The sequence below is a fragment of the Ideonella sp. genome (assembly GCF_036277275.1).
Lineage (GTDB): Bacteria > Pseudomonadota > Gammaproteobacteria > Burkholderiales > Burkholderiaceae_C > Ideonella.
In genome coordinates this window covers 1-24,869 of sequence record NZ_DASUNH010000038.1, presented here as the reverse complement: position 1 = coordinate 24,869, position 24,869 = coordinate 1, and the positions used below count along the sequence as shown (strand labels likewise).

Below are 24,869 nucleotides of genomic sequence, written 5' to 3'. Positions count from 1 at the left end.
GATCACTGGGCCTTGAAGGAGTCGTGGCAGGCCTTGCACGACTGGCCGGTGGCCCCGAAGGCGGCCTTGATGGCTTTCATGTCTCCGGCATGCACGGCAGCCCTGAGCTTCGCGGTGTCCGCCTGCGATGCCTGGGCGAGTTCCTGGAAGCGAGGTCGCTCCTTCCAGACATTCGGTTTGGCCTTGGTGCTGCCCTGATCCGAGCCTTCGGGGTAGTACTGCGTGGCGATGCGACTCACGGCGTCGAGCACCTCGGCGCTGGTCTCCATCGCCGACTTGTCAAACGGCAGGTCGCCCTTGACGGTCGCATTGATGCGAGCCATCTGCTGCCCCATCAAGTAGTACGCCGACTGGCGCGCGCGGATGGCCTTTTCGGGGACCAGTTCACCGGCGGCCCATGCCGGCGAACTCACCGCGGCAATGACAGCAGTCAGTGCCCCGCACGCGACGGCCAAGGAATAGACGGACCTCTTCATCACGCTGTCGCTCCTACTTTCTTGATGCTGCAAACGGTGTCGTACCAGGCCTGCATGCCGATCAGTGGCGCAGGGTTGATCGGCAAGATCCCGTTGATGTTCACGCCGTTGCCTCGGCCGCCACGTCGCTCGTCCCACCAGAGGCTTTGCTCCAGGTCGTCAAAGCGCGGCGCCAGGCCCATGCCTTGGGCAAGTTGCTCCTTGCCGGATTTCGACAGCGCCTCGTCGCGCTGTGCGCGCCGGCCTTCGCTCGCCCTTCCGCCGAACTCCCATCCCAGGGAATTCGATACCGCGAACACTCGCGGGTGGATGCCGTCGGTGACGAACACCCTGACCCTCGCGGAGCCGACGACATGGTCGGCCGTCGATGCGCGGAAGGCCTTGTCGCCGAGCGTGCCGGACTTGGGTCGGTAGGTCGTCAGCTCCACCCAGTCGCCGGTTTTGACGCCGACGTCCTTCGCTGTGTCCGGATGGATCCACATCGGGTTGTCGTGGACGATCTCGGACAGGTACTTCTGCGACGCCGTGCGACCCTGCGTGTGCACGTTCCACTTGAAGGTGGTCAGGATGTAGCGATCGCGCCCGAGCCCTTCGTGCCACGGTACCGGCGAGAACGAAGGCAGGCCGTCGTCGCGCATGCCCATCTTCGCGGCCGCCTGTTCCACCTCGGGCGCGTAGATCTCGAACTTCCTCGACGGCGTGGCGAAGCCTCGCACGGCCTCGCCGGCCACCATCACGCCGATCGCGCGCTCTTTGCCCTTGTCGTCGGTCTTCAGCACACGGCCGGTGTTCTCTTCAACGCGGCTGCCTTCGAGCTGCTCCGGCTTGAGCTTGCGCCGATAGACCTCGTAGTCCTTGGGCTTCGATGTGTCGACATGGACCCCGTAGTGCTTCAGGTAATCGAAGCCCGATTCGAACTCCTGGCCGTCGGCGCCCTTGGTTGGCAGCTTGGAGCACTGGTGCCGTACGAAGTCTTCGTGGGTGCCATAGGTAAAGTACTTCGCCTGTTCGGGCTTGAGCCGTTTGCCGATGTTGATCAGCACATCAGGAAAGCTCGTTGCTTCGCCTGGCGGCGTCACCATGGGCTGTCGCAGCGTCACATAGTGGCGCAACTCCAGGTTGTTGCGGATGTCCATGCCCCAGCGCTCCAGGTACGTCGCGTCGGGGAGGATCAGGTCCGCGTAGTGCGCCATCTCCGAGTAGATGATGTCGGAGCAGGCATGGAACGGGATCAACTTCTCGTTCTTGAGGACGTCAACCGTCTTCGACCGCCCTTCCGGCCAGGTCATCGGCGAGGCCAGCGTGTAGCTGAGGTAGACCTCCAACCTGGCCCGGCCTTGCTCCAGGTAGTCGTAGACGATCTGGCCGACCTTCATCTTTTGCCACCGGTTGGCCAGCGGCCATTCGGGCGGGTCCTCCAGATCCGTGCGGATCTTGGGCTTTGGAGGCACCGGCTGGGGATGCGGGTAGCGCTGCGTCGACAGCTTCTCCTCGAGGCCGTAGCAGTACCCGCCCACCCGTCCAATTGATCCGACAAGGGCGTTGAGCATCACGACCGCCCGTTCGGCGTTGAAGCCGTTGTAGTGCGCACCCGTGCCGCGATTGGTGAACGCCGCAACAGACGGCGCCGCCTTGGCGAACTCGATGGCAAGTCGTTCGATGTCCTGAGCCGGCACGCCGCTGATCTTTTCGGCCCACTGCGGCGTGCAGTTCGCCAACCAGTCCCTGAGCTTGCCCTCACCCGGCTGAACGAACTCAGCCATGAAGCGACGATCGTGCAGGTTGTCCCGCAGGATCACATGCCCCATCGCCAAGGCGATCGCGCCCTCGGTTCCAGGGAACGGCTGGAACCACTCGTCGCTGCGTCCGGCCGTGTTGGACATCCGCACATCGAAGGTGACGAGCTTGGCACCATGGTCGAACCGCGCCTTTACAACGCGGCGCACGAAGTGCAGGCCGCCTTGGTGGGCCTCGTAGAAGTTCGAGCCGAAGTTCAGGAAGTAGCGGCAACGTTCAGCGTCGATCGACTCCCAATCGCTGTCGCCCAGGCTGACGTAGTTGGCGGCACGCTTGTTCGACGAACAGATGGACCGGTGGTTCAGCAACACCGGCGAGCCGATCGCATCGAGGAAGCGGTTGAACTCCGACTCGTAGCGAGAGCGCCCTTGGTGGATCGCCACCCACTCCGGATGGCCCGCATCGACGCAACTCTGGATGCGGGCTGCCATCTCCGCGTAGGCCTCGTCCCAGGTGATGCGCTTCCACAGGCCTTCACCTCGGGCACCCACGCGCTTGAGCGGGTAGATCAGGCGCTCGGGGTAGCTGTTGATCGTCGGGCCGCTCTGCCCCTTGGCGCAGGTCATGAAGCTCGCCACGTTCGGGTCCAACGGGTTGCCGCGGATCTTGACGACCTTGTTGTCGACGACGAACCCTTCGATGCCGCAGACCGTGGAGCAGTTCAGGCAGACGCTCTTGACCTTCTTGGCGTTGCGATAGTCGGTGCGGGCCTTGCGTGGATTGCCGCCGGCGTTGAGCTTGTAGCTCAGCGGCTCGATGGCCGTGGTCGCGGCCGAGGCCTGCTGCGGTGTCAACAGGATGGTCTCGCCGACCGCCAGCGAGGCGAGCGCCCCCATGCCGGACTTGACGAAGTCTCTGCGTTGCATGGCTGTCTCCTCAAGCCTTGCCGGTGCCGAAGTCCGACTTCAGCTGAGCCCAGGTATCGATCTCGTAGCTGAACGGGTCGTGGTTGCGCCCCTTGGGCAGCTTGTTTTCCATCTCGCGTGGAACAACCGTACCGATGCCGCGGTACTTCACGCTTGGCTTGGTACCTTCGGCGGGCTTGAGCACGGTCAGCTGCGCGCCATGCTTGGCATGCAGTTGATTGACCTTGCTGTTCGGATCGTTCAGGTCACCGAAAGCGAACACCTCGGCGGGGCAGACTTCCACGCAGGCTGGCTGCATCCCGACCTCCAGGCGGTGGCTGCACCAGTCGCACTTGTCCGCCACCTCGGCCACTGGATCGGTATGGATGGCCCCATAGGGACACGCCGCGATGCAGTCCTTGGAGTTGTCGCAGCTGGACGCGTCGATACGGACGACTCCATCGACGCCACGCGAGATGGACGTTGTCGGGCACGCCTTGATGCAAGGAGCATCCTCGCAATGCATGCACAAGGTGGGCAAGAAGGCTCGCTTGGGCACTGTCTTGCCAACGGCATCCTTGCCGTGGTGGTCGTAGTAGTAGACCTTGGTACGAAAGTGGCCGAGAGACACGGAGTTCTCGACCTTGCACGCGACCGAACAGGCGTGGCAACCGATGCAACGCTCGACGTCGATCGCCATGCCCCACACCGGGGGCTTGGCCGTTGGACTGTTGTTCATTGAAGGCTCCCCGCCTGTCAGTGCATCTGGACGTTCAGAAGACGATGACCTTGTCGGCCCACTGGGTCCAGGAGGTCAGCTCGTCCATCGTGCCGCGGTGCGTGCCTTCGGCCAGTTCGGTCTCGGCCATGCCGCGCGCGTCCATGCAGGTGCCACAGACGCCGACCTTGCCGTCGCGCCGGGTCACCATGCCCAGCATGTCTTCCACCTTGTAGTAGCCGGTCGGGACCTTCTGGTTACCCTTGGCGCACAGCGCGCTGTCGCCCATCAGGAACACGCGCACTTCCTCACCATCGCGCTTGGCGACGGAGCCGGCCAGACGCAGGCCGTTGTAGGTGCGTTCGCTGCCGTAGGGGGCGTCATTGAAAATGAACAGATGCTTCACGGTTTCTCTCTTTCAGAATGAATAGCGCCCCAGGACATAGACGTTGGAATCGTCCTGAAATGCGCCGTATCGGGTGTCCGACCTACCGTTGAACAGGTTGGCCCCCCCTTCCACAGTCCAGCCGTCGGCTGGACTCCAACTCACGAACGGGTTGAAGTGCGAATCGCCTTCATTGCCCAGGAAAACTTGTGCACCACCGTTCAGCGTCTGGTTCATCCAGCTGCCGTGGACGCGAAGGTGCACGGTGCTGCTGACCGGTTTCAGCGGTCGCAGGCCCGGCGCCAGCGAGTCGAGATAGCGCTGGCGCGACGTGGCTGCTTCGAGCTGCAGCTGCGCGGATGCCGTGAGGTCGGTGCCGATCTCACGCGAGTAGCCTGCAATCAGCTTTGCGGACGAACCCAGGAAGTGCCGGTTCACGGTCAGCGGCCGCTCATCACCCGCGTCGCGAATCGCACCCTCCAGCCAGAGCAGGCCTCCAGCCGCGTTGCCGGTGGCGCTGGCACCCAGGTGACGAAGGCGCGGACGATCGACCCGCAGGCCCGAGCCATCCATGAACTGGCGCTGTTCCCTGCTCCTGAAGCTTGCCGCGTAGCCGGCCAGGTCCCAGCCACCGGTGTGCCCTGAGACCTTCAACGCCAGGTCGGCCCGGTCGTCCTCGTCAACCGCCACGGCCATGCTCGGCATGGTCATTGCGCTGAATCGCCTTACGTCAGGAGCCGTATCGGCCTTGCTGCGCCCGCCAACCGCTTCGACATCGACGGCACCGGCGTGCCACTGAAAGCGAGCGGCATCCACCGGCACCTTCATGCGATCAAAGCCGCCACCGGTGAAGAACGAGTCGTAGTTCTTCGGGAAGATGTCGTTGACGTACAGGTAGTCGCTGACGCCCCAGGTCAGCACCTGGCGACCCAGCTTCACGCTCGCCGTCGAGGTGGGCGCCCAATCCACGAAGGCCTCGCGCACCAACAGGCGGTCATCCGACACGGCGTTGTCGTAGCCGGCCTCCACGCGCAGCGACCCCGACCAGTGATCGTTCAGCCGCTTCTCGAGCAGCAGTTCGCCCAATGCCTCCTGGACCATCGTGGAACAGGCCGACACGGCTTGGCAGTCGCTCGAGTCGAGCCTCTGCGCCTGCCGGAACTGGACGAACCCCGTCACCTGTGCGAGCGCCGAAGTCGACAGCACAGTGGCGGCGAACATCATTCCGACTGCCTTCATTGAGCCAGCGTCGGCGGGTTGCGCAGGCTGCGTTCGGCGAACAGGTCTTCAGTCAGCCCGGCGTCGTAGCGGACGGACTTGAACACCACCTCGGTACGATGGCCAGTCTGCGCGTTGAGCATCGAGCGGGTCGTGATCGTCCATCGGCCACCGACCTCTTCCACCTTGTCGGCCTTGAACGTCCGCTGTAGCTTGCCCTCGGCGTCGTAGTACTCCTCCTTCAGCGGCAACCAACGCTCTTGGTCGACCCAACTCAAGCGTTTGGCATAGGTGGCCGCGGACTTCGGTCGGCTTTCCACGACGTAGACGGCACGGTCACCCACCTGCTCCTGCTTGAGCAGGTTGTGCTGCTCCTCGTCGAGGTCGCGGCCCGAAATGTCTTCGTACGTGAAGTCCGAGCCCACGAACGACGAGCGCTTGTCGTCAGCGGCTACGCGCTTGACCGCCTTCAGCGCCGGGAAGTAGAGCCAGCGGTCGTCTTCCTTTTTGGCGTACTTCCAGACCAGGAAACCCATGCCGCGGACATCGGCCGGCGCGTCGAACGTTATCAGGTAGCGTTGATCGCCCGACGTTCCCGCGTTCACACGCCACATGTTCATCGCTCGCTCGCGCTGCGATCCTTGGGCGTTGACCAGGCGCATCTGCACCTTGGCCTGGAAGTCCTTGCCGGGTTGGTAGAAGCTGGCGATCTCTTTTTGCATGATCTCCTCGCCGCTCAGGCTTTGGGCGAAGAGACTGCTGGCGCTTGCCGCCAGCGCGACGGCGAGAACGGTCTGACGGATCATGTGGAACTTGCTCCAGTTCAAAGGCGGAAGGTCTTGATGAGTGCGGGCATCAGCGTCAGCGACGCCAGGGCACTCAGGCACATCATCGAAACGATGAAGGCGCCAACGGTGACGTAAGGGGTGAGCGGCGCAGCGAGCATCACCGCGAACGCCACGGCGAACATCAATGCGTTGCGGACGATGCCCTTGCCGGGCCACTCGATGACCCAGCGCAGGGTGTCTTCTCGTTGAGAATCGGTCAGGGGGCGGCCACGGCCCACCTCTTCACTGCGCTGGCGGTAGCGCGTCACGAAGTGAATCGCGAAGTCGACAGCCATGCCCAGCGAGAGACAGGACAACACCGCCACCGGCATGTCGATCGTCTTGCCGATGACGCCGAGCGCGCCAAAGATCACCAGCACCGTCAGCAACAGCGGCACGTAAGCCACCAACGCCCACTTCAGCGACCGGAAATCCGCCGCCAACACGGCCAGGACGACCGCCAGTGCGATGGCGAAGCCGAGGATCATGTCCTTGAGCACCTCCTGGTTCCACACCAAGTTGAAGTGCGCGGGACCCGCCGCGGTGACCTTGAATGGCATGCGCTGCTCACGCACGACCGTCTGCACCCGCTCTTCCAGACGCTGCATCAGCTGGGCATCGCCGCTGCGCAGCTGCAGCAGAACGTTGGCACGTTGGTAGTCGTAGTCGACGACCCGGTTCAAGTCGCTCGGGCGCGCGCCCATCGAGAAGGCCATCAGGTACTGCCCGGCCGTCTCGACATCGGCCGGCAGTGTTTCGGCCGCCGGCTGATCGCCATTGAGGACGCGGTTGATGCGCTTGAGGTAGTCCGCCACGGACAAGGTGGTGCCCACCAGCTTCTGCTCCACCAGGTCTTTCTGCAGCGCCTCCATCGCCTTCAGCACCGCGGGGTCCTTCACGCCATCCGGCTTGCCGGTGTCGATGACCAGCGAAGCCGGCATCGCGCCGCCCATCTCACGGCTGAACAGCGCGTCGGCCTGGCGAACCTCGCTGCTCTCCTTGAACCAGCGCAGCATGTTGTTGTCCACGACCGACTTCGACAAACCCCAGAGGCTGCCCGCCGCGAGCAGCACCGTGATCGCCAACGTGGACACCGATCGCCGGACGGCCCAGGAGGCGATCCAGCTGGTCAGTCGCGACAGGGAGTCGTCGCCGGCTCGCGCCTGGGGCAACGGCACCAGCATCAAGCACGCCGGGACCAGGTAGAAGCTCAGCAGCCGCAGCACCACCGTGCCCAGCACGACGATCCCGCCAAACACCTTGACCGGGATGATGGTCATGAACAGCAGCACCGCGAAGCCCAACGCCGTGGCCAGTGCGGTGTAGCGAACCGGGCGCGCCACGGCGGCAATCGTCTGGCGCACGACTTCAGCGCGGTTCGAGCCCGGGCGATGACGCTGGAAGAACTCGTTGAAGATGTGGATGCTGTCGGTCGCGATGGCCATCAGGAAAACAGGTGCCATCGAACTCATGATGTGCACCGGGAAGCCCAGCGCGATGCCCGCCCCCATCGCCACCATGATGCTGACCATGGCGGTCATCATCATCACGCCCGCCAGCCACCAGCTGCGGAACATCCAGAACATCAAGACCATCATCAGACCGCCGGCGATCGGCGCGAAGATGCCCATCAGCTTGAACATCTCTGCGCCGAACAGATCGCGAGCGACCGGATCGCCGGTGATGAAGACCTGATCCGCCGTGAAGCTCTGCAGCGCGGCGCTGCGTATGGAGGCGGCCAGCTTGGCGCCATCGGCACCCATCTCGAGCGGGACATAGATGGCCGTGGTCTTTTCGTCGCGAGAGATGAGGCGATCGACGAACAGCGGCCCTTCGAACAGTTGCTTGCGCAGCTCTTCGATGCCGGCCGCATCCTTCGGCGCGGTTGCCAGCAGCGGAGCAATGCGCAGCATCTCGCCACCGGAGGTGACGTTGTCCACGGTGTACAGCGACGTCACATCGCCCTTGACGATGCCCGGCAGTGCCAGGACGTTGCGGCTCACCTGCTGCAGCTTCTCGAGGTTGGCCGCGGAAAGCACACCGCCTTCGGGCCGAATGGCCACGACGATCGTGTCCTCGTGAAGACCGAAGCGCCGATCCACTTCGTCGTTCCAGACCCGCACCTCCGAATCGGGCGGCAACATGTTCTTCGGGTTGGTGTCGACCTTGGCCCAAGGCAACGCCGCGCCGAACAACATCATGATGAGCACGCTCACGATGACCGCGAGCCAGGGCCGCTCGACGCCGAGGGCCGTCAGCCCCGAAGACTGGGTGGTGCGGATGGATTGATCCGGGATCGCGCTCACGTTGTTCTCCTTCTTGTTCTGCACGCTCAATACATCTTGTTGAGCCACAACTTCTCGAACATCACCTTGCCGAGGTGGTTCCAAGGCCCGGGCATCGCCAGGCGCACATCCGGGTTCGGCTCGGCGTAGAAGTTGCCAGCGCCACGGCCGGCCATCCAGCCACCCATCTCGACGAAGCATTGGCCGTGGCCGTTGAACTTGTGCGTGGCCTCACGGCCATCGAGTTCCGCGGCGATGTTGCGAGCCGCCGCCTCCGCCTGCCCGTGGGCAAACACGCCCGCCTTGGGCAGCGACTTGCCGTTGGCCAGTGGAATGCCCACGCAGTCGCCCACCGCATAGACGCCTGGGAACTTGGCGCGCATCGTGTGGCGGTCGACGCTGACCCATGCATTGGCTTGAGCGAGACCCGCCTCGACCAGCAGCGGCGGTACGCTGTGCTTGGGCACATAGGCCAAGTGATCGAACGCCGCACTGGACGAACCGAAGTCGAGCTGACCGTCGACGGTCAGCCCTTGGATCGTGTGCTTCGGGAAATACTTGATGCCCTTGCGGGTCAGCATCTCGACCATCTGGCCCGAGACCTTCTCGCCGGCCACCGGCATCGGGCCCGGCTCGGGGGTGTAGATCGAGAACTCGGTCTTGGCACCCGGCCCCTTGAGCCGCGACTGCCACAACATCGCCGCTTCGTAGGGCGCGGCCGGGCACTTGAAGGGCATCGAGCACACGAGCACGGCAATGCGGCTGCCAGCCGGGCGCCCGTCGAGATTGCTGATCGCCGTCGCACCTTCAGCCGAATAGAGGTTGTGACCGACAGCAGCCACGCTCTCCAGCCCGGTCATGTGGGTGTGGGCGCCCAGTGCCACCAGGATGGCGTCGGCTTCCAGCACACCGCCGTCGGTCTTCACGACGCGCGCCGCCGGGTCGATGCCCAACACCTTGGCGCGCTGAAAGCGAATGCCCTTGCGGGAAATACGCTCGATCGGCACCGTGATGTCCGACATCTTGCGCGTGCCCGACACCACCCACAGGTACGACGGGGAGAACTCGTACTGACTGGTTTGATCAACCAGCACGATTTCGGTCTTGCCGTTGCTGAGTTTGGTCAGTTCGTTGGCCGCGGCCACGCCCCCGATCCCGGCGCCCAATATCACCACTCGCTTGGTCATTGATTCGTCCTTCAGAGGCAGGTTCAGAGGCTGGAGAACTCGAGCTTCTTTTCGTAGATCACGCTGCCGCCCGATTGCTTCTCGATGCGCGGTTCGGTGAAGAAGTTTTCGAGGCCACCCTGACTGGCGGGCACCATCTGGATGTCGCGTCCGCGGCTGAGCAGCACGCGGTCTTCGTCGATCGCACCGAAGAAGTACTCGCGCTTCTCGGGGTGGCGCGACGCCTCGGACACGTCGGCCGGGACCCAGCCGAGACCCGGAACGTAGAAGCGCGTCCAGCAGTGGTAGCCGCACTTGAAGTGGGTGATGTCGCCGCCGGACATACCGGCCGGGAAAGCGGAACCGATCTCGAACTCGCAAGCGACGCCGCAGCTGCGCAGGATGGCCAGGAACAGCGTGTGGAAGTCCGTGCAGTTGCCCTTGCCCATCGCGCACGCCCACTCGGTGTCGCCGGTGCCCCAGCCTTCTTCGGACTTGTCGTAGGTCATCGTCGCGAGGACGTGGTCGTAGGCGGCACGTGCCATGCTCAATGCGTCCTTGCCGCCGGCGCGGATCTCGTTTGCTGCCGCCACGATCTCGGGAAGGAAACGAATCCGGCGGGTCTCGGACAACTGCGGCAGCAGCAGCTGAGCGTCCTGTGCCAGCGTGCCGCGCGGCGCACGGCTGAGATCGACACGCCACTCGCGGCGCTCGACGACAGCCCGGTACCCCACATGTGCCGGGCCCGTGGCAGTCCCGCCGATCACCGCATGCAGGATGGCGTTGCCGAAGACCGGGTCGTACCGGACGCTGACCGGCGCTGTCGAATCCGTCTGGATGGCGATCACCTCCTGTTCGGGTGTCGCCGGCGGCAACGGCATCCAGATCTGGATCGGATCGCCAAGGTTGTTGGGAGTCGGAATGTCGACGTGGTAGTGCAGCTCGACCGTGCGTGAGGCCGTCATGGTCTTGCCTCCACTCACTTCAGCAAGCCGGTCGAGCGGCCGATCTGTTCGATGACGTCGAAGTCCTTCGGATCGGCCGTGACGAACTTGTGCGCGCCTTGAATCTCGAGCACTTGCTTGTCGGCCGGGCGGCTTTCGTCCAGGCTCAGGAAGGCGTTGGCAAACTTCTGAACCAGCTCAGGCGGAAGATCCTTGCGTGCCGTCCACACGTAGTCGACGTACTCAGGCGTCGTCCAGATCGGCTTGACGCGCGACTTGTCGTACTTGTTGTTCTCGGTCATCCGGTTCCAGACTTCGATGTTCAGCGCACCGGACTGAACCTTGCCGGACTCGACCATCTTCACGGTCGCGTCGTGCGCGCCGCTGTAGACCGGCTGCCCGGCGAAGTCCTTGTCGGGATCGATCTGGAAGTTCGTCTTGAGGAAGTGGCGAGGAAAGAGGTGTCCGGAGGTCGAGCTCTTGGCACCGAAGGCGAACGACTTGCCTTTCATCTCCTCGGGCTTGTTGATGCCCGAGCCGCTGCTGGCGATGAAGACACTCTTGAACTTGCGATCGATGTCACGCATCACGAGCGGTTTCGCGCCGGCCATCACCTTGGCCTGCACATAGGTGAAGCCGCCGAGCCAGGCGAAGTCGATCTTTCCGGCGGCCAGCGCGGACACGGCAGCGCCGTAGTCGATGACCGGCACATACACGACTTTCGCTCCGAGGTGCTTCTGAAGGTGGTCGACCATCGGCTGGTACTTGCGCGCCAGCTCTGTCGGGTTCTCGTCGGGAATACCGGAAACCCGGATGACGTCTTGGCTGAACGTGGAGGCGCTGGCGACCGTCAGCATGGCGGCCAGCAGGCCCTTGATCTTCGAAAGCATGGAACTCTCCTCGGTGATGGGTGGGTCAGTTGGATTGGGGAACGGCCGCGAGCGGCGCGGGAGCGCTATGGAGGTGCCACGCGCTGTCGCCCGCATGCGCCCACTGGGTCGCGTCGTCGCCGTCGCACGGCGTCAGCTCGTAGACGTGATGAGTGGCTCCGACATCCGCCACCCGGCGTGCCGTCACGGTGGGCGCGTTCGTCGCCGGCATCGGTGTCGAATCACGCGGCGCCAGGGTCAGGCACAGGCCTTCGGGCACCTCTTGCGACGTCTGAACGACAAGGCGCTCGCGAGTCGCCTCGACGACGCGCTCGATGGCCACCAGCACCCCGCCGTATTCGATGGGGAACGGTCGCGGCGGCACGGCCTTGTCCTCCAATGCAGCTTCGGACGCAGTCGAGCCAGACTGTTGGGTGTTGTGGCCGTGATCGGAGCGCAAGATCCGAGCGCGGATTCGATCGCCAACGGTGTCCACCACGGTCACCAAGGCAACCATCGTGATCAACAGCAACGTCAGGTCTTGCAGGTGGAAGAGGCTGATCGCGGTGTTCAGTGCATCGCCAATACCTCCTGCGCCCACGAAGCCCACCATGGCAGTGGCGCGCACGTTGACCTCGAAGCGGTACAGCGTGAAGGCGGCCAATCGGGCTCGAACCTGCGGTAGGACGCCGAACAGGAACACCGCCATGCGCCCGGCACCCATCGCCTGCAATGCGGCGGGAGGCCCGCTCTCGACCTCTTCCAGCACATCGGAGTACAGCCGCCCCAGGACGCCGGCGTTGTGCACGGCGATCGCGAGGATGCCCCCAAGCGGCCCTGCGCCGACCCAGACGACGAACACCAGCGCCAGCGTCAGCTCGGGCATGGCCCGGGTGATCTGCAGGAACCAGCGGCTGCACCACTTCGTGCCCGACAGCAGCAACCCGCTGAGGCCACGTGTGCGTACTGGATCAGGCAGGTAGCTGCCCGTGGTCAGTTGGTTGGCGGCCAGGGGCGCCAGGACGAATGCCACGACAGCCGAGACGACAGTCGCCACCCACGCCATCGCCAGCGTGTCGAGCACTTGGCTCGATGCCGTGCGGATGAAGTCCCACTGCAGCGGAACGCTGTCGGTGACCAGCATGGCACCGCTCGGATTCAGCAAGTCGTGCCAAGAGATGTCGAGGAAGCTCAGTGCCGCGGCGGTGCTCAGCCCGGCGGCCATGAACGTGTATCGACTCGGGGATTTGCGCAGCCAGGCGCTCACCATTTCCAGCGCGATCACGAAGATCAGCACCGCGATCAACGCCGTCGCGAGCTTGTCGTACTGGAAGTAGCGGATGGCCAGCGCGATCTCTGCACCAAGGCCGCCGGCGCCGACGACGCCCAGGATCGTGCCACTGCGGATGTTGCATTCGAGACGGAACAGCGCGTACGCGATCCACTGCCGCGACACCTGCGGGATCACCGAGAACAACAGGATCGCCAGGCGATTGGCACCCATCGCGCGCATGGCCAGAACGGTTCGCGGGTCCACGGACTCGGCCAACTCCGAGTACAGCTTGCCGATCGAGCCGCCTACCGTGAGGCCGATGGCCAGGATGGCGGGAATGACGCCAAGTCCAAACAGGCGCACGAAGATGTAGGCCCACACGATCTCGGGAATCGATCGGAAGAAGGCAAGAATCCACCGGCCGACCGTGCGCACCGCTTCGAAGGCGTAGCGCTTGGGCGCGGGCGCCGTCTTCGGCGGTTGCGGCAGATCCGGGACGCGGATCGTCGCCAGGGCCAGCACGCCGCCGATGACCACGGCCAGGACCGTTCCCATGATCCCGACGAACAGGCTCTCCAGCGACAACATGCCGATGCGCTGAACGAACTCGGCCGAGAGGTCCGGGTTTGCGAAGCCGGACACGATGTCCATCGCGTTGGCCAACCCTTCTCGATCGGCCAGCTTGGTCGGATCCGCGCCGACGTACTCAGTCGCCACCACGGCAGACAGCGCAATGGCTGCCCACAGGGCAAACCGCCGCCACTCGGCGCGGCGATCAGTGGCGTTCATTGCTGCCCTCGTACAAGCGTTGCAGCATCGCGTTGTTGACGTCGCCCGCTGGAAGGTCGAACACGACGCGGCCCGCACGCAGGCCGACGACACGCGTGCAGTCGTCGCGCACGATGTCGAACCAATGCGTGCAGAACACGAGCGAGACGTCCCGGCGCTTGGCCATGTGGACGATCTGCTGGGTCACCGACTTGGCAGTGTTCGGGTCGAGCGACGCCGTGGGCTCGTCTGCCAACAAGACCTTGGGATCGGAGATCAGAGCGCGGGCGATGGCCACGCGCTGCATCTGGCCACCGCTCAGGTCACCGGCGCGCGACCATTGGTGCTCGGCGATGCCCAACTGATCCAGCACTTGGCGGACCCGATCTTTCTCGACCGGCATGAGCGAGGCCCGCAGTGCCTGGCTCCAGTTCCAGCTCGGAAGCAGCCCTGCCACGACGTTTTGGTGAACGGTGGCCTGATGAACCAGCAAGCTGTGCTGCTCGACAATGCGGCAGCTCGCCCTATAGCTCTGAAGCCTCCGCCATGGAAGACTTTTCAGGTCCTGCCCATCGACTTCGACCGCGCCTTCGGTCGCCCGCAAGGCGCCCGCCATGATCCGGATGAGAGTGGACTTGCCACCACCGCTTGGGCCAATCAAGGCGATCCGGTCCCGCGGCTTCAGATGGAGGTCGATGCCCTCCAGCGTCCGCTTGCTGCCCCATGCCTTGGCTACGCCGCGCAGCGCTATCCCTGGCGCCGCAGTCACTGCCACCATCTTCATTACCCCCGTGCCACGCCCATCGCTGGGCAATCGTTCAGTGGCGCGTGGGCGTCACTCTTCGGTGACCCGCTCCAACCCCGCCCCCCTAGAACCTAATGCGCTTGCTCGTCCTGTGGTAACCTACACAAATGATCAATTAATCCATTGATTAGTAACTATGCCCGAAATTTCGACGATGTCAATCAGGTCGCACAAGACCGAGCTGTTCGAGCAATTCGCGCGGGTCGCCAAGGCCCTGGCCAGCGGCGTGCGCCTGGAGGTGCTGGATCTGCTCGCTCAGAAGGAGTACAGCGTCGAAGCACTGGCAGACATGCTGGGTCAGTCCCTCCAGAACATGTCGCGACACCTGCAGGTACTCAAGCAAGCCAAGCTGGTACACACGCGCAAGGAAGGCAACTTCGTCCACTACAGCCTGGTGGACTCGGATGTCTCCGACCTCGTGTCTCGCCTGCAGGCAGTCTCGCAGAAGCACCTCTCAGAGGTTGACGAACTGCTCGAGCGCTTTCAATCCCACACAGCCGAGTTCGAGGTCGTCAACATTGAGGACGTCATCGAGCGGGCAAAGCAAGGCGACGTGATCGTGCTGGACGTGCGGCCAGTTGGCGAGTTCGCCAGTGGACACCTGCCGCACTCGACGAACATTCCCCTCATGCAGCTGGAGAACCGCTTGTCGGAGCTGCCAAAGGACAAGCCCGTCGTTGCCTACTGCCGCGGCAAGTATTGCCTTCTGGCCTACGCGGCCGTCGACTTCCTCAAGGCCCATGGCCTGTCGGCGCAACGCATCGGAGAAGGCATCATCGAATGGAAGCTCAGCCGGCTGTCGCTCGAGCAAAGCTGAGCTGAGCGACCAGGCGACTTCGAGGCCGCCTCGCATCTTGCGAATGCCGGATGTGCGCCGATGCGCGCACGCCGACCCGTTCGTTACGCACACTCGTAGTTGCAGCAGGCACTGCTGGCTTTCGAAGATGCGCAGGACCGCCGGACCTGCTGCCTGTCTGCTGTCGCTGGACTCGCGAACCTGGGTGGGCCCGTGCCGTCGATCACACACTCAAACAACGCATCAGGAGTGCTCATGATCCCTGCCATCGACGGTGCACGCTCGTCCTACTACATCGAGCCACCTTTCGTCCCTCCCCCACCGCCACCTCCACCGTCACCGTCGCTGAACACCCAGGCGATCCAGGGCCCGCGCTTCGTGGGTGTGTCCACCAACACGAACACCAACACCAACGTCCAGACCCATCAGACGTTTGCGCAGGGCTTGCGGGGCACCCAGCCCCAATGCGGTGACCTGATGTTTGCGCAGATGGCCAACGACGTCTACGACGCCCCGAGAAAGGACGCCCAAGGCAACAGCATCGGCACGGGCACGGAGTCCGAAGCGGCCTTGGACAAGGCGGGCTGGAAGCGGATGGAAGCCACGGCGGATGGCAAGTCGCTGCAGAGCGCCAACGGCGGCAAGCTGGCTATCGATCCCAAGTCGCTGACCGACGAGAAAACCGGCCTGACCTCCGGGATCTACACCGATGGCCGTGGCCACTATGTCGTCGCTTTCGCCGGCACCGTCACGAACGAGCCCGGCGACATCAGGGCCGACGTGGAGCAAGGCGCCGGCATGAGCAACGCGCAATACAACCAGGCCATCACGCTGGCCAGGAACGTGAACCAATTGGCCGGGCCCGGCAACGTCGCGTTCGCGGGCCACTCGCTGGGCGGCGGCCTGGCGGCCACCGCCTCGGCCGCCACCGGCGCACCCGCAGTGACCTTCAATGCCGCCGGCGTCAGCAACGAGACGCTGCGCTCGGTCGGTTTTGCCAACCCGAACGATGCCCGCGCCGCCTTTGAAACCAACGGGCAGATCCGCAGCTACTCGGTCGACGGTGACGTGCTGACCACCGCCGATGAGAACGGCATCCCGCCGCAGCTGGGCGCGAAGTGGCATGCGGCATGGAACGATCCCAAGGGCAACTGGCGGGACCCGAACAACATCGTGAACGTGCACGGTCAATTCGGCGACGGCCAGAGCTACGTCAAGATCATGGAGCAAGGCCAGTTCAAGCCTGGCGTGGTCGAGAACCCGTACATGAAGGCCGGGCTCGATGTGGCCTTCATCGGGGCGTTGGGCCCAACAGGCGCGTCGGACTACACGCGTGGCTTCGTCGTCTCGCAGGTGGGCAATGTCGGCACCACGGCGAAGAGTGCACTCAACGACCTGCTGCAGATTGGTGGCGACACCCGCAGCGACATCCGGGGCGACCTGCAAGGGGGTGACAAGTTCGCCTTCCTGCGGGCGGGCGGCGAGGTGCAGGAGGGCCTCCTGCAGACCTCCGGCGCGATGATCGACAACTTCGGCGACTTCACCGGCCGCACCGTGACCGGCGGCACCGACCAGGCCGGCGCGGCCATCCGCGATCTGGGCGACACCCTGCACGTCCCAGATCCGCTGACGGACTTCACCGCGCGGTCGGTGGAGAACGCCGGCAACCTCACGCGCGCGGGCAGCGATGTTGCCGGTGACGGCCTCGAAGTGGCCTTCGATGCGGCCGGCGGCGCGGCCGACTGGACGACCAACAAGATCGCCGACGCCAGCGACAAGGCCGTCGACGTGGCGAAGGTCCTCGTGCCCATCGGGCTGAAAGGGCTGTCACCACGCTGGTGGTGATCTGACCCCTGGCACCTTCATGACGTTGGTGTTCGGAGCCGGAACGGCGCTCACTGTCCCTTCATCAGACCTGCGCGCAATGTCCATCTCCCGGCGAGCCGGCCGCAGGCGCGGTAGGCTGCCGCCTGAGTGGGGGCGGTTCCTCCTGCGGTCGGGGTCTCGATGTACCTGTTTCCGATGCGTGCCGGCCTGTCGAAAGGCATGACGAGCGTGGCGGGCACGCTGTTGTGCCTGCTGCCAGGGCTGGGGCTGGCACAAACCACGGTGGTCACCGAACACGTGCGCGCCGAGCTGGTGGCCCATGCGCCGGAAGGGGTGGCGCCGGGCCGCACCGTTCGGCTGGGCCTGCAGCTGGCGCACCAACCGCACTGGCACACCTACTGGCGCAACCCCGGCGATTCGGGCTTGGCCACCACCTTCGACTGGCAGTTGCCGCCGGGCGTTCACCCCGGCGAAGTGGAGTGGCCGACACCCAAGCGGCTTCCCATCGGCCCGCTGGTGAATTACGGCTACGAGGGAACGGTGTTGCTGCCGGTCGCCTTGGCGGTGCCGCCCGACTTTCGGGGCGACACGCTGCCCGTGAAGTTGCGCGCCGACTGGCTGGTGTGCAAGGAGATCTGCATCCCGGAATCTGGTGAGTTCGCGCTGCAGCTTCCCGTTGGCACGACCATCAACCATCACGCTCGAGTGTTCGACGAGGCGAGTGCCGCGCGTCCGAATGCCATGTCCGCGGTGACGGCGAAGGCCCGAGTGGAGGGCAACGCACTGCGCTTGCAGCTTGAGGGCATGCCGGCCTCGTGGCGCCACGCGCCGATCGAGTTCTTCCCGGAGAACGTGGGCGTCTTCGACCACGCGGTCATCGACCAGCGATGGGAAGGCGACCGCTGGATCGCGAAGGCCGCGCTGTCGGCCCAGCGGAGCGAGAGTCCGCCAGTGATCGAGGCCGTGCTGAAGGCGCCCGGCGACGTGGCGGGCGTGCGTGTCAGTGCACCGGTGGTGTCGGGCTGGCCAGGAAGCACGCCCTCCTCCGCCTCGCCGATCGCGACTGCCCGCCCAACGACCGCTGAGCAGCCTCAGACGCCGCTCGTCGTCACGCTCGGCCTGGCCATGCTGGGCGGGATGTTGCTGAACCTGATGCCCTGCGTCTTTCCGGTGCTGTCACTCAAGGTGCTGGGCTTCGCGCAAGCCGGGCAGTCGCGCCGGTCATTGGCCGCCGGTGGCCTCTCCTACACGGTCGGCGTGGTGGTGTCGTTCATGCTGCTCGCCGGCGTGCTGCTGGCACTGCGCGCTGGCGGCGAGCAACTCGGTTGGGGATTCCAGCTGCAGTCGCCGCCGTTCGTCGCCGCTCTCGCCGTGCTCTTCACCCTCATCGGATTGAACCTGGCCGGCGTGTTCGAGGTGGGCTCGGTGCTGCCCAGCGGCCTGGCCACCTTGCGCGCCCGGCATCCACTGATGGACCATGCCCTCACCGGCGCACTGGCCGTCGCCGTGGCCTCGCCTTGCACGGCGCCGTTCATGGGTGTGGCGCTGGGCGCCGCACTGACACTGCCGCCAGGGCAAGCCCTGGCGGTGTTCTCGGCGCTCGGGTTGGGCATGGCCCTGCCCTACCTCGCGGTGGCTTGCTTCCCTGGCCTGACGCGGCGGCTGCCGCGCCCAGGCGCGTGGATGCTGCGATTCAAGGTCTTCATGGCATTCCCGATGTTCGCCACCGTCGTGTGGCTGCTCTGGGTGTTGGGGCACCAGGCCGGGGTCGACGGCGCCATCGCGCTGCTGGGCCTGCTCGTGGCCGTGGCTTTCGCCGCCTGGGCGCTCGGCACGCCGGCCAGCACGCGCCGGGGGCGCATGGGGCTCGGGCTGCTGTCGCTGGGCGTGCTCGCTGCCACCGGGACATGGGCGCTGCCGGGGCTCCAGGCCGATGCCATGACCCGCACCGACACCGCCAGCACCGCAGGGCAGCTCTGGCAGCCGTGGTCGCCCGATGTCGTGGCAGCCGCGCGGGCACAGGGCCGGCCTGTGTTCGTCGACTTCACCGCCGCCTGGTGCGTCACTTGCCAGCTGAACAAGCGCACGACGCTGTCGGACACCGACGTTCTGACAGACTTCGCACATCGCGACGTGCTCCTGCTGCGTGCCGACTGGACGCGCCGCGACCCGCGCATCACCGAGGAGCTCGCCCGCCTGAACCGCAGCGGCGTTCCGGTGTACGCGTTGTATCGACCCGGTAGCGGCGTGCCCACGGTGCTGTCCGAGATCCTGACTCCCTCGATGGTGAGGGAGGCCTTGAACGGCCTGTCGGACGTCGCACAGGCCGCACGATGACCCTTTGCAACCCGACCCCAAGGAGAGTGACATGAGAAGTCTTGCGCTGACGCTGATCATGACCGCAGGCCTCGCCGCGACCGGTGCCGCGATGGCCGAAGCCGTGGTGGGGCAGCCGGCACCCGCGTTCGCCGGTGCCGACCTCGCCGGCAAGCCGCTGTCGCTGGGCGACTTCAAGGGGAAGTACGTCGTCCTCGAATGGACCAACCCGCAATGCCCGTTCGTCGAGAAGCACTACGGCAGCGGCAACATGCCTTCCACGCAGAAGCAGTTGACGGACAAGGGCGTCACCTGGATCTCGATCCAGACCGTGGGCAAGGAAGACGCGGACCGGACGCGGACGGAGTTGCAGGCCTGGCAAAAGACCAAGGGCGCCTCGCCCACGAAGACCTTGGTCGACGCCGACGGAACGATCGCCCGTGCCTACCAAGCACGCACGACGCCGCACATGTACGTCGTCGACCCGCAAGGCAAGCTGATCTACGCCGGCGCGATCGACAGCAAGCCGACCGCCAACGCCGCGGATGTCAAGACGGCGACCAACTACGTGGCCCAGGCGCTGGGCGAAGCGATGTCCGGCAAGGCGGTCAGCCAGGCGACCACGCGGGCGTACGGCTGCTCGGTGAAGTACCCGAGCTGAGGACGCGCCCCGAGTACACGGGTGCCGGTGCACACCTTCTCAACCGCCCCGTGCCAGCCGCGCACTACCCGACCCTTGGTACGGCGAACTCCCTGCGGTACTCGCCCGGCGTCAGCGCGCTGAAGCGCTTGAATTCGCGATTGAAGTGTCCTTGGTCGGCGAAGCCGCAGACGTAGGCGATCTGTGCCGGTTGCTGCAGCGTTTCCACCAGCAACTTCGCGGACCGGCTCAGCCGGACGCTGGAAACCAGGCCGGAGAACCCGCTCCCGCCGGCCGCCAGGTGCCGTTGCAGGCTGCGCGTGGACATGCCCATCTCGCGCGCGAGCGCCTGCAGCGTCCAACGGCGGCCGCAGTCCGCTGCAAGCAGTCGGTGGGCCAGTGCCGCCGTGTCCTGGCCGCCGGCGGGTGTTGTCGGCGCGCCCTGTGCAACCGGGTGCCATGACAACGCCCAACAGCAGGCGTCATCGGGCAGCGGGTGCTCGGCCCAGCGCCCTGCCTGCCAGCGCCATCCGGGCTCGTCGGCGATGCGCACCCGCAGATCGGGCGTCCCCAGCCGGTGGAGCAGCGCCACCAGAAGGCCGAGAACCAGCAGGTCCTCCGCCAGGGTCGGCGGCTGCCTCGGATCGCGCGACACGTGGCGCAGCACCAGGCTGCACGCGGTCGACGCCTGCACGACCACGCGATGACGTGAATGGACGAACCGCTCCAGCCTCGTCCAGCGGCCGATCAGGTCGAGCGGATCGCGGGCCATGTTCAGAGCCACCGTCACAGGCTCCTCGCGCGCATCGAAAGCGCCCTCGCCGAGGCGAATCACCACCTGCGCGCCATGCGCCTGCAACAGGCCGTCGAGCAGCGCCCGCTTGTCCGCCAGCGGGACATGCGCGCCGCTCGCGCGCGGCGGCGGCGCCATGCCCAGGCCTTGCCTTTGCAGACCCAGTTGAATCAGGCGCAACATCGCCGCCGAAGCGAAGTCGTTCATGGGGCAGATGGTTGCACAGGCACCGTCGCGGTCGGCAGCTTCGTGATGCGCACATTGGTCGCGTCCCGCACGGCGTTGGCGACGGCGGCGCCGGCGGCCACGATGGCGGTCTCACCGGCACCTGAAGGTGGATCCCCTTCGTCCACCAGCAGGATGTCCATCGCTGGCACGTTGTTCAGGCGCGGAATCGGCGAGTCGGCGAAGGTGCCGGCGGCAACCTGCGAGCGCCCGACGGACAAGCCTTCGACCAGCACCATGCCGATGCCCCACACCAGGTTGCCTTCGCACTGCGCTCGCACCTGATCGGGATTGACCACCAGGCCGCAATCGTGCGCGCACCACATGTGCGTGATGCGGATCTCGCCCGTGGCGTCGTCCACTGCGACATCGGCCACCACCGCGGCGTAGCTCATCGCCTTGTAGATGCCACACGCCACGCCACGTCCGCGACGCTCGCCGGCCCTGGGCGCGCGGGCATCGCGCCAGCCGGCCGCATCGGCCACACGTCTGAGCACTCGAGACAAGCGCGGATCCTCGATGTGGTCGAGGCGGAACTGCACCGGATCGATTCGCGCGGCGCGCGCGCATTCATCGATCGCGCATTCGATGGCGAACACGTTCGGCCCGGCACCCAGGCCGCGCCAGGGCCCAGTGAGCACCGGCAGTCTCGTCAGATCGAATTCGACCCGCCGGGCGCGCATGCGATACGGTGGATTCGCGCCGCGGGCCACCCCGTCGTCGCCGATGAAGTCGGTCAGCCGCTGCATCCACGCTGGCACGGCGGCGTTGGTGAACAGAATGTGGCTGCTGGCGAACGCGTGCCACCACTGGTCGAGCCGGCCGGCCTTCAGGCGCGCGCGGATTCGATGGCTCGACGGCGGGCGGTGGAAGCCCAGCTGAAACTCCTGCGCGCGTGTCCACTGAACCTTGACCGGACGCTTCGTCGCGCGTGCCAGCAGCGCAGCTTCCAGCTCGACGGTGCAGATCGTCTTGCCTCCAAACGCGCCGCCCACGCGGTGCCCGTGGACGATCACGCGCTCGTCGGCGAGCCCCAGCCGCTTGGCGATCACGTCGCGCTGGTAGAACACGTCCTGCGAACCCACCCAGACCTGCATGCCGTCTTCGCCCGCCATGTCGGCCACGGCGGCGCGTGGTTGGATCGGGGCATGGGCGGCCAGTGGAACATCGATGCGCAGGTCCACCTCCCAGGGGCCGTCTTGATCGATGCCGTCCTCCTGCAGCTTGTAGCGCAAAGCCCCTGCCTGCAAGCGCGTGTCGATGTCCACGGCCGCGTCTATGTCACGCTGTTCGAACGCGTGGTCGATCTGCCAGCGTGGGGTCAGTGCGGCTTCGATGCGGTCCAGCGCGCCGGGCGTTCGCGCGACGATGCCCAGGCCCTCGGCATGGACCATGGTGAGCAACGGGTCCCGAACCAGCGCGACGAACCCGCCGACCGCACGCGCCGCCGCCTCATCTGCACCTAGCAGGCGGGACCGCAACTCAGGCGACGCGGGCGCCCTGAGCACGCGGCCGAAAAGCATGCCTGGCAGCTGCACATCGGCCGCGTACAGAGGCTCGCCGAGAACGATGGCGCGGCCTTGCTCGATCGGCATCGTCTTTCCGACGAAGCGTCCGCCCGGGCGCAGCGAGCGAAGCGCCGCGACCGGCAACGCTTGAGCCTTCAGCACGCCGGCAGACGTGCCAGCCGCGATCGCCTCGCGCAACGTCGCGCACGCCTGGGCGAGCGGCACCGCGAACTCCTTGACCGACTCGCTTCCCACGGTGGCGCGCACGCGCCGAATCTCGGTCGTGGCGGGAAGCTTGGCGTCCACCCGTGTCCAGTCGACGCCAAGTTCCTCGCACGCGATCTGCTTGAGCCCGGTCAGGATGTTCTGTCCCATCTCCACGCGGGGGATGAACAGCGTGTAGCGGCCATGCTCGAATCGCACCCACGACAAAGCATCGGCCACCTCGGGTGCCGGTCGCTTGGGGATGACCGGCAAGGTGCAGCCGGCGAGGAAGGTGACGGTGAGGCCACCCGGCCCGGCCGCGAGGAACGTACGCCTTCTCATCGTGTTTGTCCGGCAGCACGATGAACCGCCCTGCGAATGCGTTGTTGCGTTCCACAGCGGCAAAGGTGGCCCGACAGCGCTTCATCGATTTGCGCATCGGTCGGCCGAGCGTGGGTACGCAGCAACGCGACCGTCGCCATCACTTGGCCCGCCTGGCAGTAGCCGCACTGCGGCACGGCTTCGTCCAACCATGCTTGCTGAACGGCGTGTAGGCTGGCGCCATCGGCCAGCCCCTCGATCGTGGTGATGGAGCGCGCCCCGATGTCTTTCGTGCGCACCAGGCAGCTGCGCTGGGGTTCTCCGTCCACCAGCACCGTGCATGCACCGCACAGGCCCACGCCGCATCCGAACTTGGCTCCGACGAGGCCCAGGTGTTCACGCAGGACGTTCAGCAGCGACTCGTCGTGCCACTCGGGCGCCGTGGCGACCCCCTGCCCGTTGATGCGAATTTCCACCGCCGTCTCCTCTGGAGAAATCGATGCGGCAGTCTGAGGGGGGCGCCGAGGGCCGTATTGAACGATCACGCCAAACCAGCACCCCGTCCGAACAAGGGCGTGCCCGGACAGGCACGCCCTTCCCTGGCGATCAGGGCTTCGGCAAGGCGTCCAGATAGGCCCGGTGCTGGGTCGAGAACTCGTAGTTGTTGTGGCGGTCCCAGTTGATCGACCAGGTCATCAGGCCGTTGAGGCTCAGCGTGTGCGTGCGGGGGGCGTAGCTGCCGCACTGCTTGAGCTGCGTCAGGCAGTCGAAGGCCGCCTGCACATCTGCCACGCTGGTGAAGCCGCCACCGGCATTGACACTGGCCGGCAGGCCGATGGACACCTGCTCGGGCCGCAGCGCCGGGAACTTGAAGGTCGTGCCGGCCACGGTGAACCCGGTGAGCAGCATGTCCGTCATGGCGATGTGGAAGTCGGCGTTGCCCATCGTGTGGTACTGGTTGTCCAGCCCCATGATGGGTCCCGAGTTGTAGTCCTGCACGTGCAGCATCGTGATGTCGTTGCGCAGCGCGTAGATCACCGGCAGGTAGGCGCCGGCCCGCGTGTCGCAACTCAGGCAGGTGCCTCCGTAGAAGCTGTAGCCCAGCTGCACGAAGAAGGTCTCCGGTGCCATGGTCAGCACGAACCTGGCTCCGTACTTCGCCTTGAGCTGCTTCAGCGCGCTGATGAGGTTGACGATGACGGGCGTGGTCGGGTTGGCGACGTCCTTGTCGCCGCTGTTGAGCTGCAGCGAGTGCCCTTCGAAGTCGATGTCCAGGCCGTCCAGGCCCCAGCGGTCGATGATGGCCGAGACCGAGTTCACGAAGGCCGTCACCGCCGCGCCGGACTCCAGTCGGACCTGGCCGTTGGCACCACCGATGGAGATCACCACCTTCTTGCCCTTGGCCTGCTTGGCCTGGATGGCCGCGAGGAAGTCGGCGTCCGATTCGACGTTCGGGCACTCGCCCACAGGGCAGCGCTTGAAGGCCACTTCACCCGAGGTGTTCGAGGTCGGCTCGGCAAAGGCCAGGTCGATGATGTCCCACTTGTCGCTCACGTCGGCCATGCGGATGTAGCCCGACCCGTTGGCGAAGCTCGCGTGCATGTAGCCCACCAGGGAATGGGCTCCGCTGGGCGGCGGGGGCGGGCTGGCGCAGGCCTTCGTTTTTCTCCACGGCTCGCCACTGCCTTTCGGGCCGCTGTTCTCGGACGGGTCCTGACCCAGCGATTTGGCGACGGCCTTGTAGCCCTTGCCGTCGTCGGTGACGAGGGCGCCCCGTGTGTACTTGTAGTCCGCACGCCACGGGTCGCAATCGGCCGGTGGGGGCGGTGGGGGCGGCGGTGGTGGGGGGGGCGGAGGCGGAGG

Annotated in this window: 20 protein-coding genes; 4 read left to right on the top strand and 16 right to left on the bottom strand. The window is 65.7% G+C overall.

The window, feature by feature from the left end; genetic code table 11:
- Nucleotides 1-2 precede the first annotated feature (2 nt).
- The 12 genes from VFY73_RS08040 to VFY73_RS07985 are packed head-to-tail and all read right to left on the bottom strand — an operon-like array spanning nucleotide 3 to nucleotide 14,355.
- Nucleotides 3-509, bottom strand: a complete 507-nt coding sequence (locus VFY73_RS08040) for a cytochrome c (RefSeq protein WP_329717452.1) — start codon at nucleotides 507-509, stop codon at nucleotides 3-5.
- Nucleotides 476-3,139 carry a molybdopterin-containing oxidoreductase family protein gene (locus VFY73_RS08035; protein WP_329717450.1) on the bottom strand — a complete coding sequence of 888 codons (2,664 nt, stop codon included), beginning with the start codon at nucleotides 3,137-3,139 and terminating at the stop codon, nucleotides 476-478. Before VFY73_RS08035 ends, VFY73_RS08040 begins: the two co-directional genes overlap by 34 nt.
- A gap of 10 nt (nucleotides 3,140-3,149) precedes the next feature.
- Nucleotides 3,150-3,857 carry a 4Fe-4S dicluster domain-containing protein gene (locus VFY73_RS08030; protein ID WP_329717448.1) on the bottom strand — a complete coding sequence of 236 codons (708 nt, stop codon included), beginning with the start codon at nucleotides 3,855-3,857 and terminating at the stop codon, nucleotides 3,150-3,152.
- A 34-nt stretch (nucleotides 3,858-3,891) separates the two neighbouring features.
- Nucleotides 3,892-4,242 (bottom strand): DsrE/DsrF/TusD sulfur relay family protein, encoded by a 351-nt coding sequence (locus VFY73_RS08025; RefSeq protein ID WP_329717446.1) that lies wholly within the window; start codon nucleotides 4,240-4,242, stop codon nucleotides 3,892-3,894.
- Nucleotides 4,243-4,254: 12 nt separating this feature from the next.
- The gene (locus VFY73_RS08020; RefSeq protein ID WP_329717444.1) at nucleotides 4,255-5,442 is read right to left on the bottom strand and encodes a hypothetical protein; all 1,188 of its coding nucleotides are present in this window, start codon (nucleotides 5,440-5,442) and stop codon (nucleotides 4,255-4,257) included.
- A 14-nt stretch (nucleotides 5,443-5,456) separates the two neighbouring features.
- Nucleotides 5,457-6,245, bottom strand: coding sequence for an outer membrane lipoprotein-sorting protein (locus tag VFY73_RS08015; RefSeq protein ID WP_329717442.1), 789 nt, complete (start codon nucleotides 6,243-6,245; stop codon nucleotides 5,457-5,459).
- Nucleotides 6,246-6,262: 17 nt separating this feature from the next.
- Nucleotides 6,263-8,572 (bottom strand): efflux RND transporter permease subunit, encoded by a 2,310-nt coding sequence (locus tag VFY73_RS08010; RefSeq protein ID WP_329717440.1) that lies wholly within the window; start codon nucleotides 8,570-8,572, stop codon nucleotides 6,263-6,265.
- A 26-nt stretch (nucleotides 8,573-8,598) separates the two neighbouring features.
- Nucleotides 8,599-9,738 (bottom strand): NAD(P)/FAD-dependent oxidoreductase, encoded by a 1,140-nt coding sequence (locus VFY73_RS08005; protein WP_329717438.1) that lies wholly within the window; start codon nucleotides 9,736-9,738, stop codon nucleotides 8,599-8,601.
- Between the two features lie 23 nt (nucleotides 9,739-9,761).
- Nucleotides 9,762-10,682: a transglutaminase domain-containing protein gene (locus tag VFY73_RS08000; RefSeq protein ID WP_329717436.1), complete on the bottom strand. Its 921-nt coding sequence runs from the start codon at nucleotides 10,680-10,682 to the stop codon at nucleotides 9,762-9,764.
- A 14-nt stretch (nucleotides 10,683-10,696) separates the two neighbouring features.
- The gene (locus VFY73_RS07995; RefSeq protein ID WP_329717434.1) at nucleotides 10,697-11,551 is read right to left on the bottom strand and encodes a putative selenate ABC transporter substrate-binding protein; all 855 of its coding nucleotides are present in this window, start codon (nucleotides 11,549-11,551) and stop codon (nucleotides 10,697-10,699) included.
- 25 nt (nucleotides 11,552-11,576) lie between these two features.
- Nucleotides 11,577-13,592, bottom strand: a complete 2,016-nt coding sequence (locus VFY73_RS07990) for a PhnE/PtxC family ABC transporter permease (protein WP_329717432.1) — start codon at nucleotides 13,590-13,592, stop codon at nucleotides 11,577-11,579.
- Complete coding sequence (locus VFY73_RS07985; protein WP_329717430.1) at nucleotides 13,579-14,355, bottom strand: phosphonate ABC transporter ATP-binding protein; 777 nt, start codon at nucleotides 14,353-14,355, stop codon at nucleotides 13,579-13,581. Before VFY73_RS07985 ends, VFY73_RS07990 begins: the two co-directional genes overlap by 14 nt.
- A gap of 175 nt (nucleotides 14,356-14,530) precedes the next feature.
- Here VFY73_RS07985 and VFY73_RS07980 point away from each other — a divergent pair, with 175 nt between their 5' ends.
- The 4 genes from VFY73_RS07980 to VFY73_RS07965 all read left to right on the top strand — a co-directional run bounded on the left by VFY73_RS07980 (nucleotide 14,531) and on the right by VFY73_RS07965 (nucleotide 19,976).
- Nucleotides 14,531-15,193, top strand: coding sequence for a metalloregulator ArsR/SmtB family transcription factor (locus tag VFY73_RS07980; RefSeq protein ID WP_329717428.1), 663 nt, complete (start codon nucleotides 14,531-14,533; stop codon nucleotides 15,191-15,193).
- 234 nt (nucleotides 15,194-15,427) lie between these two features.
- Entirely contained in the window at nucleotides 15,428-17,017 is a 1,590-nt protein-coding gene (locus tag VFY73_RS07975; RefSeq protein ID WP_329717426.1) for a hypothetical protein, read from the top strand.
- Between the two features lie 162 nt (nucleotides 17,018-17,179).
- Nucleotides 17,180-19,336 carry a protein-disulfide reductase DsbD family protein gene (locus VFY73_RS07970; protein ID WP_329717424.1) on the top strand — a complete coding sequence of 719 codons (2,157 nt, stop codon included), beginning with the start codon at nucleotides 17,180-17,182 and terminating at the stop codon, nucleotides 19,334-19,336.
- A gap of 31 nt (nucleotides 19,337-19,367) precedes the next feature.
- Nucleotides 19,368-19,976 carry a redoxin domain-containing protein gene (locus VFY73_RS07965; protein WP_329717422.1) on the top strand — a complete coding sequence of 203 codons (609 nt, stop codon included), beginning with the start codon at nucleotides 19,368-19,370 and terminating at the stop codon, nucleotides 19,974-19,976.
- 64 nt (nucleotides 19,977-20,040) lie between these two features.
- Here the strand turns inward: VFY73_RS07965 and VFY73_RS07960 are convergent, their stop codons facing one another.
- The 4 genes from VFY73_RS07960 to VFY73_RS07945 all read right to left on the bottom strand — a co-directional run.
- The gene (locus tag VFY73_RS07960) at nucleotides 20,041-20,955 is read right to left on the bottom strand and encodes a helix-turn-helix transcriptional regulator (RefSeq protein WP_329717420.1); all 915 of its coding nucleotides are present in this window, start codon (nucleotides 20,953-20,955) and stop codon (nucleotides 20,041-20,043) included.
- Nucleotides 20,952-23,027 carry a xanthine dehydrogenase family protein molybdopterin-binding subunit gene (locus VFY73_RS07955; protein ID WP_329717418.1) on the bottom strand — a complete coding sequence of 692 codons (2,076 nt, stop codon included), beginning with the start codon at nucleotides 23,025-23,027 and terminating at the stop codon, nucleotides 20,952-20,954. The genes VFY73_RS07960 and VFY73_RS07955 overlap by 4 nt, the downstream gene beginning before the upstream one ends.
- The gene (locus VFY73_RS07950) at nucleotides 23,024-23,482 is read right to left on the bottom strand and encodes a (2Fe-2S)-binding protein (protein ID WP_329717416.1); all 459 of its coding nucleotides are present in this window, start codon (nucleotides 23,480-23,482) and stop codon (nucleotides 23,024-23,026) included. Before VFY73_RS07950 ends, VFY73_RS07955 begins: the two co-directional genes overlap by 4 nt.
- Before the next feature lie 130 nt (nucleotides 23,483-23,612).
- Nucleotides 23,613-24,869 (bottom strand): chitinase (locus VFY73_RS07945; protein WP_329717414.1); only part of this gene is annotated, 1,257 nt, incomplete at its 5' end.